This window comes from Microbacterium sp. RG1, assembly GCF_005347485.1.
GTDB lineage: Bacteria > Actinomycetota > Actinomycetes > Actinomycetales > Microbacteriaceae > Microbacterium > Microbacterium binotii_A.
Map to the genome: position 1 here is coordinate 252,155 of NZ_CP034121.1, position 13,013 is coordinate 265,167.

The 13,013-nt window shown below is 70.7% G+C and carries 13 protein-coding genes; 9 read left to right on the forward strand and 4 right to left on the reverse strand.

What is annotated here, in order from left to right; translation table 11 throughout:
• The first annotated feature begins 90 nt into the window (after positions 1-90).
• Positions 91-1,548, forward strand: coding sequence for a GuaB1 family IMP dehydrogenase-related protein (locus EHF32_RS01120; protein ID WP_137416411.1), 1,458 nt, complete (start codon positions 91-93; stop codon positions 1,546-1,548).
• 120 nt (positions 1,549-1,668) lie between these two features.
• On the opposite strand, the gene EHF32_RS01125 is transcribed toward EHF32_RS01120, so the two are convergent.
• The gene (locus tag EHF32_RS01125) at positions 1,669-2,634 is read right to left on the reverse strand and encodes a hypothetical protein (RefSeq protein ID WP_137416412.1); all 966 of its coding nucleotides are present in this window, start codon (positions 2,632-2,634) and stop codon (positions 1,669-1,671) included.
• Between the two features lie 391 nt (positions 2,635-3,025).
• Here EHF32_RS01125 and EHF32_RS01130 point away from each other — a divergent pair, with 391 nt between their 5' ends.
• Both EHF32_RS01130 and EHF32_RS01135 read left to right on the forward strand, forming a co-directional pair.
• Positions 3,026-4,357, forward strand: a complete 1,332-nt coding sequence (locus EHF32_RS01130; protein ID WP_137416413.1) for a hemolysin family protein — start codon at positions 3,026-3,028, stop codon at positions 4,355-4,357.
• Positions 4,354-5,406: a hemolysin family protein gene (locus EHF32_RS01135; RefSeq protein ID WP_137416414.1), complete on the forward strand. Its 1,053-nt coding sequence runs from the start codon at positions 4,354-4,356 to the stop codon at positions 5,404-5,406. The genes EHF32_RS01130 and EHF32_RS01135 overlap by 4 nt, the downstream gene beginning before the upstream one ends.
• A 7-nt stretch (positions 5,407-5,413) precedes the next feature.
• Here EHF32_RS01135 and EHF32_RS01140 read toward each other — a convergent pair whose 3' ends face one another.
• The gene (locus EHF32_RS01140; protein ID WP_238343757.1) at positions 5,414-6,478 is read right to left on the reverse strand and encodes an NADH:flavin oxidoreductase/NADH oxidase; all 1,065 of its coding nucleotides are present in this window, start codon (positions 6,476-6,478) and stop codon (positions 5,414-5,416) included.
• Positions 6,479-6,506: 28 nt separating this feature from the next.
• Here EHF32_RS01140 and EHF32_RS01145 point away from each other — a divergent pair, with 28 nt between their 5' ends.
• The 4 genes from EHF32_RS01145 (at position 6,507) to EHF32_RS01160 (ending at position 10,297) form a co-directional block, all read left to right on the forward strand.
• Entirely contained in the window at positions 6,507-7,346 is an 840-nt protein-coding gene (locus tag EHF32_RS01145) for an NAD(P)H-hydrate dehydratase (RefSeq protein ID WP_137416416.1), read from the forward strand.
• Between the two features lie 110 nt (positions 7,347-7,456).
• Complete coding sequence (locus EHF32_RS01150) at positions 7,457-8,653, forward strand: hypothetical protein (RefSeq protein ID WP_238343758.1); 1,197 nt, start codon at positions 7,457-7,459, stop codon at positions 8,651-8,653.
• A 13-nt stretch (positions 8,654-8,666) separates the two neighbouring features.
• Complete coding sequence (locus EHF32_RS01155; RefSeq protein WP_137416418.1) at positions 8,667-8,996, forward strand: thiamine-binding protein; 330 nt, start codon at positions 8,667-8,669, stop codon at positions 8,994-8,996.
• Positions 8,997-9,085: 89 nt separating this feature from the next.
• Entirely contained in the window at positions 9,086-10,297 is a 1,212-nt protein-coding gene (locus tag EHF32_RS01160; protein WP_192900711.1) for an MFS transporter, read from the forward strand.
• Between the two features lie 9 nt (positions 10,298-10,306).
• On the opposite strand, the gene metX is transcribed toward EHF32_RS01160, so the two are convergent.
• Positions 10,307-11,512: a homoserine O-acetyltransferase MetX gene (gene metX / locus EHF32_RS01165; protein ID WP_137416420.1), complete on the reverse strand. Its 1,206-nt coding sequence runs from the start codon at positions 11,510-11,512 to the stop codon at positions 10,307-10,309.
• A gap of 196 nt (positions 11,513-11,708) precedes the next feature.
• On the opposite strand from metX, the gene EHF32_RS01170 reads away from it, so the two are divergent.
• On the forward strand, positions 11,709-11,984 hold the full coding sequence (locus tag EHF32_RS01170) for a hypothetical protein (RefSeq protein ID WP_137416421.1): 276 nt from the start codon (positions 11,709-11,711) through the stop codon (positions 11,982-11,984).
• Positions 11,981-12,595: a recombination directionality factor gene (locus EHF32_RS01175; protein ID WP_137416422.1), complete on the forward strand. Its 615-nt coding sequence runs from the start codon at positions 11,981-11,983 to the stop codon at positions 12,593-12,595. The genes EHF32_RS01170 and EHF32_RS01175 overlap by 4 nt, the downstream gene beginning before the upstream one ends.
• 137 nt (positions 12,596-12,732) lie before the next feature.
• On the opposite strand, the gene EHF32_RS01180 is transcribed toward EHF32_RS01175, so the two are convergent.
• Positions 12,733-12,930, reverse strand: coding sequence for a hypothetical protein (locus EHF32_RS01180; RefSeq protein WP_137416423.1), 198 nt, complete (start codon positions 12,928-12,930; stop codon positions 12,733-12,735).
• Positions 12,931-13,013: the final 83 nt, after the last annotated feature.

Here is a 13,013-nt window from a genome sequence, read left to right on the forward strand (position 1 = left end):
CGCAAGCCTAGTCGAGTATTCCGGCGTTCGCTCCCGGCGCGTCGCGGTTGACAGGCCCGGCGGAGTATGGGCGGCGTACGCTCTGCAGACATGGAGTTCTACGGCGCGCAACCCGAGACAGACCTCACCTACTCCGACGTGTTCCTGGTGCCTCGGCGCTCCGGGATCACGAGTCGTCTGGATGTGGATCTGTCGCCGCGCGACGGCACCGCGATGCGGATTCCGCTGGTCTCCGCCAACATGAACTCCGTCACCGGCGCGCGCCTCGCGGCGACGCTCGCTCGACGCGGCGGACTCGGCGTGCTTCCGCAGGACATGCCGCTGCAGGAGCTCGATGCCGCCATCCGGTGGGTCAAGCGTCAGCCGGTGCCCTGGGACACCCCGATCGTGCTGCCTCCGACGGCGACCGCGGCGGACGCCGCCAAGCTCCTGCCCGCCACAGAGGGGTACGGCATCGTCGTGGCCGATCCTTCGGCCGCCTCCCTCGACCTCGCCGACGTCGTCGGCGTCGTACCCGCCACGCGCCTCGCGACCGCGCTGCCTGACGCGACCCTGGGTGATCTCGTGCGCGCCCGGCCGCTCGCGATCGATGCGGACGACGTCACGGATGCCCGTCATGCATTCGATCTGCTCGTCGCGGCGGATGCGGAGACGGTGTGCGTCGTCGAACGCGGCCACCTCGTCGGCACGCTCTCGCGGCGCAGCGCGCTGCGATCGACGCTGTACAGCCCGGCGGTCGACGCCGACGGGCGCCTGATCGTCGCGGCGGCCGTCGGCATCAACGGGGACGTCGCGGCCAAGGCACGTGCCCTGGCCGCGGCCGGCGTCGACGTGCTCGTGCTCGACACGGCCCACGGCCACCAGGAGGGCATGCTCCGCGCTCTGCGCGCGGTTGCGGATCTGGGCCTCGGCCTGCCGCTCGTGGCGGGCAACATCGTCACCGCGGACGGCGTCGACGACCTGGTCGCCGCGGGCGCTTCGATCTTGAAGGTCGGGGTGGGTCCCGGGGCCATGTGCACCACGCGCATGATGACCGCCGTGGGGCGGCCGCAGTTCTCGGCCGTGCTGGAGACCGCGTCGGCGGCACGCGAGCTGGGCGCGCACGTGTGGGCGGACGGCGGCGTGCGCTACCCGCGGGATGTGGCGCTCGCGCTGGCGGCGGGTGCCGCATCCGTCATGGTCGGTTCCTGGTTCGCCGGGACGATCGAGGCGCCCGGCGAGCTGTTCACGGACGCGCAGGGGCGGGTCTACAAGGAGTCGTGGGGCATGGCCTCGACGAAGGCGGTGCACGCGCGGTTCGGCGGGCTCGACGCCTACGAACTCGCCCGCAAGGAGCTGTTCGCCGAGGGGATCTCGTCGTCGAAGATCTACCTCGATCCGCTGCGGCCGGGGCTCGAGGACCTCCTCGACATGATCACGTCGGGCGTGCGGTCCTCTTTCACGTACGCGGGCGCGGCGACCGTCCCCGAGTTCCACGAGAGAGCACTGGTGGGACTGCAGTCGGCCGCCGGTTACGAAGAAGGCAAGGCCCTTCCCGTCAGCTGGTGATCCCGTCCGGGCCGGCCTCCGGGTGCCCGAGTTGCGTCGCATCTGCGCAGATGCGCCACTTTTCCGCATCCGCCACAGTCATCCACAGGCGCCGTTGCGCATAAGTGTGGCGCCAACGGGCTAGCCCAGCGGACGCGGACAAGATGTCGGGAGACCGGCCCCGCGGAGGATGTCGTACAGACGTCGCGGGTCGTCGAGATCGCCGGCGCGCCACCGCGAGAACCCGCTGACGAGACGCCGCAGCGCGTCCTCTCGATCCTTCTCCGCTGCGAGGGCCTGCACGGGCGTGCGTCCGGTCTCGCGGGCGAGGGCGAAGTACTTGCCGAGGCCGTCGAACTCTCCGATGTGGTCGTGGCGCGGCCAGAAGAAGTCGGCGATGTACAGCGCGCCGTCGGCGAGACGGATGCGGTGCTGGATCTCCGGCTCCGGAAACCCGAGCTCCACGATCAGCACTCTGCTCTGGCTCTCCCGGACGTTGGCCGCGCCGACGCGCGCGAAGGCGAGAGCCCGGTGGATGCGGGCGAGCCCCCGCCGCGGTCGCGCGGCCACACGTTCTCGCACCTGCGCCGGGGTGGTGAGTGCTCCGCCGGGGCGTCCGCTCCAGATCGCCTGGTCGATCGCGGCGACTCCCTGCACAAACGGACCGGATGCGGCGAGATCGACCGCGGTCTGGGCCGGACTCGTGACGAAGTAGTCGCCCCACGGCAGGAGCTCCGCGTCCGCCATCGCGCGCGTGTGCCGACGCATCAGCCCGGTGGAGCGCCCACCCGCATCCGCCTCGACGGAGACGTCCAGCCGTGCCGGCCACTCGCCGAGCGTGTCGATACCGTGCAGGGCGGCCGCGGCGTGGTGGCTGAAGACGGTACCCGGGGCGACGCGGATCGATGCCTCCCAGACGCGTTGCGCGTGGCGGGCCATGGGGGTGAGGGTGCGCCAGCGGATGCCGTCGACGAAGACCCCGGGTGCGGCGCGCACGACGATCCCCGCGTCGAGCTCGCGACGCAGCCGTCGCTCGTCGAGTCGGTCGAAGGGCTCGTCACGCCGTCGGCGAAGCCCGGTGAGCGGGGGAGCGTCGCGCCAGGTCATGCGGCCATCGTGCGGCGCAGTCGGCGAGGGCGCGACGCCGCGTCGGTTTCCGTGGGAGGACGCGCCGGATCTGTCGTCCTGGGGAGGAGCGAGCACTGCGTGCGCGCCGCCACCGGCCGCCCGGCCGTGGCGCCACAGTTATGCGCAACTGCGACAGGAATGATCTGCCGCGACTGCGCATAACTGTGGCGACTGCGCATATGCGACGCAACTCGGGCAATGGCGGGCCGTGGCGCCGAGCGGGCGGCGCCGAGCGGGCGGCGCTGACGCAGTGCACAGGAACGGGACGCAGGCGCCGGGGCTCCCGTAGACTGTCCGGCACGATGGACGACCCTCCCAGTTGCAGACGATGGCCCCACCGACCAGCCTTCCCCGGGGGAGGTGACGTGTGATGGATTACGTCATGCTGGGCGTGGGGCTCTTGCTCACGATCGGGACCGGTCTGTTCGTCGCCAGCGAGTTCGCTCTGGTGAACCTCGACCGCGCAGACCTCGAGGCGCGCCGGGATGCGGGTGAGTCGCGACTCGCGATGACCATCAGCGCGCTGCGCATCACGTCGACCCATCTGTCGAGCGCGCAGCTGGGCATCACGCTCACGACGCTGCTGACCGGTTACACGATGGAGCCGGCGATCTCGAATCTCCTGCGTCCCGTGCTCGCCGGTTGGGGCGTGCCGGAGGCGATCGTGGTGGGGCTCGCGGCCACGATCGGCATCGCCGTCGCGACCGTCTTCTCCATGATCCTGGGCGAGCTCGTCCCCAAGAACTTCGCCCTCGCGATCCCGCGGCAGACCGCGAAGCTGGTCATGCCGTTCCAGGTCGCGTTCACGACCGTGTTCCGTCCGGCGGTCTCCGTGCTCAACGGCAGTGCGAACGGCATCCTGCGCTCCATCGGCATCGAGCCGAAGGAGGAGCTGTCCGGAGCCCGCACCGCGGAGGAGCTCTCCAGCCTCGTGCGCCGATCCGCGAGCGCCGGCGTGCTGGAAGAGGACACGGCGTCGCTGCTGGATCGCAGCCTCACCTTCGCGCGTCTGACCGCCGACGACGTGATGACCCCGCGTCCGCGTGTCCACGCGGTCGCCGCATCCGACTCGGCGAACGACGTCATCCAGCTCGCCCGCAAGACCGGGCACAGCCGCTTCCCGGTCTTCGGCGAGTCCATGGACGACATCGTCGGCATCGTTCATCTGAAGGCCGCCGTCGGTGTTCCGCGGGATCGGCGCACGGATGTGCCCGCCGCCGCCCTCGCCACCGAACCGCTGCGCGTGCCCGAGACCGTGCACCTCGATCAGCTCGTCGCGGAGCTTCGCGCCCGCGGCTATCAGATGGCCGTCGTGCTCGACGAGTACGGCGGGACGGCCGGCGTGGTCACCCTCGAGGACCTCGTCGAGGAGATCGTGGGCGAGGTGCTCGACGAGCACGACCGCCGCCGGGCCGAGATCGTTCGCGGGGTGGACTCGCTGACCGTGTCGGCGGCGCTGCGTCCGGACGAGGTGCTCGATCGCACCGGCATCCGTGTTCCCGAGGGCGAGGTCTACGACACGCTCGGCGGCTTCCTGATGGCCGAGCTCGGCCGCATCCCCTCCGTCGGCGACGAGGTCGAGATCGAAGACGGCACGCTCGCCGTCGTGCGCATGGACGGTCGCCGCGTCGACCGCGTGCGTTTCACCCCCAGACCCGTCCCGGAGGGTGCGGACATCGACGAGCAGGAGCGGACCCGATGAGCGACTGGGCGGGAATCCTCTGGCTGGTCGTGCTGCTGGTGTTCAACGCGTTCTTCGTCGGCGCGGAGTTCGCCGTGATCTCCGCGCGGCGCTCGCAGATCGAGCCGCTCGCGGAGAAGGGCTCGCGCTCCGCGAAGACGGCGCTGTGGGCGATGGAGCACGCGACGCTCATGCTCGCGACGTGTCAGCTCGGCATCACGATCTGCTCGCTGCTGATCCTGAACGTCTCGGAGCCGGCGATCCACCACCTGCTGGCCGTGCCCCTCGAGCTGACCGGCTGGGGCGAGACGGCGGTTGACGTCATCGCGTTCATCGTCGCGCTCGTGCTGGTGTCGTACCTGCACGTCGTGTTCGGCGAGATGGTGCCGAAGAACCTGGCCTTCTCCGTGCCCGACCGCGCGGTGCTCATGCTGGCACCGCCGCTCGTCGGGGTCTCGCGGGTGTTCCACCCCGTCATCGTCACGCTCAACTGGATCGCGAACCACGTCGTGCGGTTGTTCCGCGTCGAGCCGAAGGACGAGGCGGCGTCGACCTTCACGCTCGAGGAAGTGGCCACGATCGTCAACCAGTCGCGCATCGAGGGCGTCCTGGAGGATGCGGCCGGAACGGTGTCGGCGGTCGTCGAGTTCACCGACAAGGATGCGGGCGACGTGGCCGTCCCGCTCGAAGATCTGGTGACGCTGCCGCAGCTGACCACCCCGGACGAGATCGAGCGAGCGGTCGCCCGCCACGGCTTCTCGCGATACGTGATCGTCGACGACGAGGGCATGCCGGTCGGCTACGTGCACCTGAAGGATGTGCTGCGCGTGGCCGAGGACGGCGTCGACCCCTCGGTCGATCGTCCGATCCCGGCCAAGCGGATCCACCACATGGTGCAGGTGCAGGAGACGACCGACCTCGAGGATGCGCTGGCGGCCATGCGCAGGGCGGGACGTCACCTGGCCCAGGTGCGCGACGCCCAGGGCAACACGACCGCCGTCCTCTTCCTGGAGGACGTCATCGAGGAGCTGATCGGCGAAGTGCAGGACGCGACCAGGCGCGGTCGCTGAGACGCCCTCAGCGGCGGCGCGCGGCGCGCTCGTACTGCGGCGGCCAGGGACCGACGACGCCGAGCTCATCGGCGGCGCGGAGTGCGAAGTGCGGATCGCGAAGCCATTCGCGGGCAGCCATGATCGCGTCCGCGTCGCCGTCCTGCAGCACCTGCTCGGCCTGGGCCCCGGTCTCGATGAGTCCGACGGCGCTGACGGCGAGCCCCTCGTCGCGCACGCGCCGGGCGAGCGGCACCTGGTAGCCGGGGCCGACGGTGATGTCCTGGTGGGCGACGAGTCCGCCGGAGGAGATGTCGAAGAATTCGGCACCGGCCTCCGCCGCCCAGACGGCGACCTGCGCGGTCTCCTCGATGTCCCAGCCGCCCTCTGCCCAGTCGGTGCCGGAGAAGCGGACGAACACGGGCAGCTCGCCGGCCGCTTCGCGCACCGCGGCGACGACCCGCAGCAGCAGGCGCGCGCGATTGACAAGCGGGCCGCCGAACTCGTCGGTGCGGTGATTCGACAGCGGCGAGAGGAACTCGTGCAGCAGATAGCCGTGTGCGGCGTGCACCTCGAGGACGTCGAAGCCCGCCTCGACGGCGCGGCGTGCGGCGGAGGCGAAGGAGGCGACGAGCGCATCGATCTCGTCGAGGGTGAGCTCGCGCGGGGTGGCGTAGCCCTCGAAGGCGATCGGGGACGGGGCGACCGCCTCCCATCCGCCGGCCTCCGCAGGCACGGTGCCGCGGTACCCGGAGAAGGGCGAGTACGTCGACGCCTTGCGCCCGGCGTGGGCGAGCTGGATGCCGGCGGCCGCGCCCCGGGCGTGGATCGCGGCGACGATGGGCGACCATGCGTCGCGCTGCTCGTCGGAGTAGATGCCCGTGTCCTCGGGTGAGATGCGGCCCTCGGGTGACACCGCGGTCGCCTCGCTGATGACCAGCCCCGCGCCGCCGGACGCGAACTGGGCCAGGTGCACGTGGTGCCACTCGCCGGGGAATCCGTCCTGCGCGCTGTACTGGCACATGGGTGCAACCCACAGTCGGTTGCGGAACTCGACGCCTCGAATCGTGTAGGGGCTGAACAGCGCGGTCACGGTACTCCTTCGCGGATAGGGTGGCGCCATGACGGCGATCGAGCAGGATGCCACGCGTACCGCGCGCATCCTTCGCATGCCAACAGCGGACGATGACAAGTATTCCCGCGGGGTCGTGGGCCTGCGCACCGGTTCGGCGGATTATCCGGGCGCGGCGGTGCTGGGAGTGAGCGCCGCCTGGCGCACGGGATGCGGCATGGTCCGCTACATCGGGCCCTCGCGTGCCGCCGACATGGTGCTGGCGCACCGGCCCGAGACGGTCACCGCGCCGGGGCGCGTCCAGGCCTGGGTGATCGGTTCCGGCACGGATGCCGCGTCCCGCGACGCGTCCGAGACCGAGGCGCTGCGTGAGGTGCTCGCCGGCCGCGAGCCCGTCGTCGTCGACGCGGGCGCTCTCGATCTGGCGCCCGACGCCACGGCGCCGATGATCCTCACCCCTCACGGCCGGGAGTTCGCGCGGCTCCGTGACGCCCTCGGGCTCGCACCGATCGGTGACAGGGAGGCGGAGACAGCCCAGACCGCCCGCGAGATGGGGGCCGTCGTCCTGTTGAAGGGTGCCGTGACGCTTGTCGCGGATCCCGACGGCGGCCTTCGCCGCATCCGGTCCGGCGTCCCGTGGCTCGCCACCGCCGGAACGGGGGATGTTCTCGCCGGTGCGCTCGGTGCGGTCGTCGCGGGGGCGGTCGTCGCGGGCGAGCCCTCGCCGGCGCGTCTCGCGGATGCGGCGGCCGCGGCCGCGTGGCTGCACGGGCACGCCGGCGCACTGGCCGCCGGGCGTCGGGGCAGCCGGGGCGGTCCGATCACGGCGGGCGACGTCGCCGAGCACCTGCCGTGGGCGGTCGGGGAGACGCTCGCGGCCCACCGCTGATCAGGAAGCTCCACAGCGTGCCCCGTAGGATGAGGCCCGTGTCGAGACGGGCTCTGTTGTGGATCGCTTTCCTCGTCGTCCATATCGGGGTCTCCGTTCTCGGATGGGTCATGCCCAACGAACCCATGGGCGACGTCTATCGGGTGTACGAGCCGTGGTCGGGGGCGTACCTCAACGGCGGATGGTGGCCGCAGACCGATACGGCGACGGGTCAGGAAGTCAGCGCCTACTACGGCTTCGTCGGGCTCACCGACGCCTGGGTCTACCCGCAGCTCGCGATGCTCCCCATGCTCGCCACGTGGCTGTTCGCCTGGGCGGTGTCCTACACGCCGGCGTGGGCGATCATGGTGGGCCTCGTCGATGCCGCGGCGTTCGCCGTCCTCGTGGGGCGCGGGCGCTCCCGCGGACGTGTCACGGCGGCCTGGTTCTGGCTCGCGTTCATCGCGCTGATGGGCCCGGTCGCGCTCTACCGACTGGATGCGGTGACGGTGCCCCTCGGCATCATGGGAGCGTTGTGGCTGGTCGGCCGACCGTGGCTCGGAGCCGCCCTTCTCGCGGTCGCGACATGGATCAAGGTGTGGCCGGCGGCCATCCTGGCGGCCGCGGTCATCGCTGTTCGCCGCCGTCTCGCCGTGGTCGGTGCGGCCGCCGCCGTCAGCGGAGTGACGCTGGGAGCGGTCGTACTCCTGGGCGGCGCGGCCTACGCGTTCGGGTTCGTCAGCGACCAGACCGGTCGTGGGCTGCAGGTGGAATCACCGGTCAGCACGTTCTACCTGTGGGACGCGATGCTCGGCGGACCGTCGCAGATCTTCTACGACCCCGACCTGCTGACCTTCGAGGTGTCGGGCCCCGCCGTCAACCCGGTGATCGCGGTGATGACGCCGCTGTTGGCCGTCGGGGTGCTGGGCATCGCGGCGCTGGGTGCGTACAAGATGTGGCGGGGTGCGCACTTCAGTGCTGTCTTCCCGACGCTCTCGCTCGCGCTCGTCGCTGCATTCATCGCCCTGAACAAGGTCGGCTCGCCCCAGTACATGGTGTGGCTGAGCGTGCCGCTCGTGATCGCGCTGGTCCTGGACCGCAGGCGCTGGTTCGGTCCGGCCGTCCTCGTGCTGGCGATCGCAGGCGCGACGCAGATCATCTATCCGATGGTCTACTTCGACCTTCTCGTGGCACTGCCGTTCCCGGTCGTGGTGATCACGGTCCGCAACATCCTGCTCGTCGTGATCGCCGCGTGGGCGGTGGTCAAGCTCGCTCGGGTGCGCACGCGCTCGAGCTTCGCCCGCAAGCCCGGCGTCCTCGCCGCCTGACGTAAGGATCGGAATGCTCGTCGCTTTCTCCGTCGCCCCCAGCGGAACCGGCCGCGCAGACGGCTCCGTGCACGACGCGGTGGCCGCCGCCGTGAAGGTCGTGCGCGATTCGGGGCTCCCGCACCGCACGAGTTCGATGTTCACCGAGATCGAAGGGGAGTGGGACGAGGTGTTCGCCGTCGTGAAGGCGGCCACCGACGCCGTGCTGCCGTTCGGCTCGCGTGTCTCGCTGGTGCTGAAGGCCGACATCCGCCCCGGGTACGCCGGCGAGCTGGACGCCAAGATCGAGCGACTCGAGCGGGCGATCGAGGATGCGGCATCGGACGACGCGCCTTCGACCTGACGATCCGGCGGGCGAAACGATTCGGCGGCCTCGGCCGGCGTGACTAACATGATGCGGTGACCTCTTCGACCCAGACGAAGGGGGCGGCGATGTGGGCGCTCCTCTCTCTCGCCATCGGCAGCTTCGGCATCGGGATGACCGAGTTCACGGTCATGGGTTTGCTGCCCGACATCGCGGGGGCGCTGCTGCCGGCCCAGTCGGCGGCGGACCCGGATGCGGCGATCGCTCAGGCCGGCTGGCTGATCAGCCTCTACGCGCTCGGCGTCGTCGTCGGCGCGCCGACCATCGCGGGGCTCGTCGCGCGGTTCCCGCGCCACCGGGTGATGGTCGCCCTCGCCCTGGCGCTGACCGTCTTCAACGCTCTCACCGTGATCGCGCCGAACTTCGAGCTGGTCGCGGTCTCACGGTTCCTGGCGGGGCTCCCGCACGGCGCGTACTTCGGGATCGGGGCGCTCGTGGCGGCGGACGTGCTTGGGCCGGGGCGGCGTGCGCAGGGTGTCGCCTTCGTGCTGACCGGACTCACCGTCGCGAATGTGGTCGGGGTCCCTGCCGGCACCTACCTCGGACAGCAGTTCGGGTGGCGCGTCGCGTTCGGCGTGGTCGCCGCGATCTTCGCGCTCGCCACCATCTGCATCGCCCTCTTCGTGCCGCGCGCTCCCGGGCAGCCGGGGCGCACGCTGCGGGCGGAGCTGGGCGTGTTCCGCATCCCTCAGGTGTGGTTCACCCTGGGCATCGGCTCGATCGGGTTCGGCGGATTCTTCGCGGTGTACAGCTACGTGGCGCCGCTGGTGACGGAGGTGGCCGACGCGCCGCAGGCGGTCGTGCCGCTCGTGCTCGTCGGTATGGGACTCGGTATGACGGTCGGCAACCTGCTGGGCGGGCACCTCTCCGATGTCAATCTGCGCCGGACGCTGCTGCTCGGCCTCGGGGTGCTGGCGGTGTCGCTGGCCGTTCTCGCCCTGACCGCCGCCTGGATCTGGGCGCTCGCGATCATGGTGTTCGTCGTGGGTGCCGTCGCATCGGCGCTCAGCCCCGCGATCCAGACGCGGCTCATGGATGTGGCGGGCGACAACCAGTCGATCGCCGCCGCGCTCAACCACTCCGCCCTCAACATCGGCAACAGCCTCGGCGCCGCTCTCGGCGGTGCGGTCATCGCCGCGGGCTGGGGCTTCGTCGCTCCGTCCTGGGTCGGCGCGGCCCTCGCCGCCGCGGGACTCGCGATCGCGCTCGCCGCATACGGTCTCGAACGCCGCCGCGGCGTTCCGATCGTCTACGCGCACTCCTCGACGTCCGCCTCGTGAGGGCGGCTGCTACGCGTCGAGGAGCCGGCCCAGGTGGTGGGCGACCGCATCCGTCTCGATGAGGAAGCCGTCGTGGCCGTAGTCGCTCGTGATGACGGCTGCCTTGTCGCCGTCGAGCGTGTCGCGGATGCCGTGGGCGATGCGGTGCTGCCCCTCGACGGGGAAGAGGCGGTCGCTGTCGATACCGAGCACGAGGGTGCGCGCGGTGATGCGCCCCAGGGCGTCTTCGACGCCGCCGCGCTCGCGGCCGACATCGTGCGAGTTCATCGCCTCGACGAGGGTGAGGTAGCTGTTGGCGTCGAAGCGGCGCGTGAACTTGTTGCCGTGGAAGTCGAGGTAGGACTCGACCGCGAATCGGCCGCCGCGCCCCAGCGGGCTCACCTCGGACTGCCAGGAGCGCTGGAAGCGCAGGTTCAGTTCGGTGGGGCTCCGGTAGTTCAGCAGCGCCATGCGCCGAGCCAGCGCGAGACCGCGGTGCGGGCCCTCGCCCGCGGGTGCGTCGTAGTAGTCGCCGCCGGCGTAGCCCGGGTCGATGCGGATGGCTTCGAGCTGCACCGAGTTCAGGGCGATCTGGTCGGCCGTGGTCAGCGGCGGTGCGGCCAGCACCGCCAGACGCTCCACGCGCTCGGGGTAGGTCGCTCCCCACTCGAGCGCGTGCATGCCGCCCATGGAGCCGCCGATGACGGCGCGCCAGCTGCCGATGCCGAGCTCGTCCGCCAGCAGGGCCTGGGCCGCGATCTGGTCACGGATCGTGAGGTACGGGAAGCGCGCACCCCACTCGGTGCCGTCGGGAGCGATGGTGGCGGGACCGGTCGAGCCCTGGCAGCCGCCGAGCATGTTGGGGGCGACGACGAACCAGCGGTCGGTGTCGATCGCGGCACCCGGTCCGACGATCTCGTCCCACCATCCGTCGGTGGGGTGGGCTCTGCCGGCCTCGCCGCGCACATGGCTGTCACCGGTCAGCGCGTGCAGGATGAGGATCGCGTTGTCGCCGGCTGGGGAGAGCTCGCCCCAGCTCTCATACGCCAGGCGTGCGACGGGGAGTACGGCCCCGTTCTCGGTGCGGAAGCCGCGGAAGGCCGCGAACCGGCGGTCGCCGGCGGGATCCCCGTCGCGCCACGCACCGCTCGCCGGCGGCCGGCCGCGGGCGAGCCGGGCGTCCGCCTCCGTGACGGGCGCGCTCGGCACCGTGTCCTCGGAGGTCTGCCAGTCCACGATTTAACTACCCTTCGGTGTGGTCGCCGCGAGAGGGCTCGCGAAGCTCCAAAGTATCGCGCGGGTTGATCGTTCCGTGTCGGTGTTACGGCGCCGTGCTCGCTATATAGTTCGTGCGCAAGGAGCCTTGCGCGCGTCAATTTGCCTGGTCGGCGCAGGTTTCCACGTGCCATATGGTCGTCGTTAGGGGAGGCAAATGGCCGCCCAGAAGAAGGAAGACATGACGACAATCGGATCTCTCGCGGCGTCTCACGGCTGGGCAGCGGTGGAGTTTGAGATGTGGGGGTGGGCGGCGATGCTGGACGCCGAGACGCGCCGGACGGTGGAGCTGGCGCTTGCAGCGCGGGGCCCCCTTGGCGTCGAGACGCTCGTGGCGTCCGGTCCGGCGCTTGGCGGCCTGGATGCGGCACAGCTCGCCGAGATGGTCGCGGGCGTTGAGGTCGCGCTCGGCGTCGCGGCGGTGGCTGCATGATGTGCCAGCCTGTCGGCCAGCTCCACTCCGGCTACCAGCTCGACGGCACCCCCGCCGCCCTGGAGGAGTGGCGCATCACGACCGGCGACCCCGAGGTGGCCGACCGCGTCCACGAGCTGTACAAGGGCGAGGCTCCCGAGGAGTGGGAGACCAAGTCGGAACGCAACCTCCAGGTCTTCACGGACGCCACGAGCATCGACGTGATCCTGGCCGACGCCAACGCCATCCGCCAGCGCATGATCCTGTGGGGCAACGACCGCAAGCCGGTCTACGTCTCCGATGGCAAGATCGGTCTTGGTGGCGCCAACCCGACCTTCCAGGAGTGGAGGGACAAGAAGGCCTACGGCGCGAACCTCTCCGCGGAGCTGACGTTCCGCCTGGCCGACGACCCGGACCTGGGCATCTTCGTGCTCAAGTCGAACTCCTGGGGCCTGGCGCACTTCCTCGCCGCCGAGGACATCGAAGGTCAGGTTGCCGCCGTGGGCGGTCCGGCGCTCGTGCGCCTCAAGCTCGTGCCGGTCTCCTTCAAGGCCAAGTCCGGCCCGCGCAAGGGCGCCGTGCTTCGTTGGGTCTCGACTGAGATTGAAGTCCTGGGAAGCGTGCCGACTTGAGCGAGCGAACCGAACATGTCGAAGATGCTCGGTTCGCTCTCACATCAGGCTAGCGACTCGCGTGGGGTGCCTGAACACCGAAAGGCCCCCGGTTTGCTCACGTTGAGCGGGCCGGGGGCCTTGTGATGTGCGAGGCGTTACTTGGTCTCGAAGTCGTGGGCGTCGCGCCACTGGTCGATGGTGACGATGTCCGCTCCCTGTACCTCGTACTGGGAGGCGCCGGGAACATCTGGGTTCTCGCGGATATTGCGGATGCGCCACCTGGTGCCGTCGGTCTTGTCTGTGACGACGTCGCTGCGGCTGCGGCCCTGCGGGTCGGTGAACGGTTCGGTCATTTGGTCTCCTCCGTGCGGGTGTCGGGCATGGCCGCCTCCTGAGGAGGTGGGCAGCCCGCCAGCATAACGCCGACTACGACGGA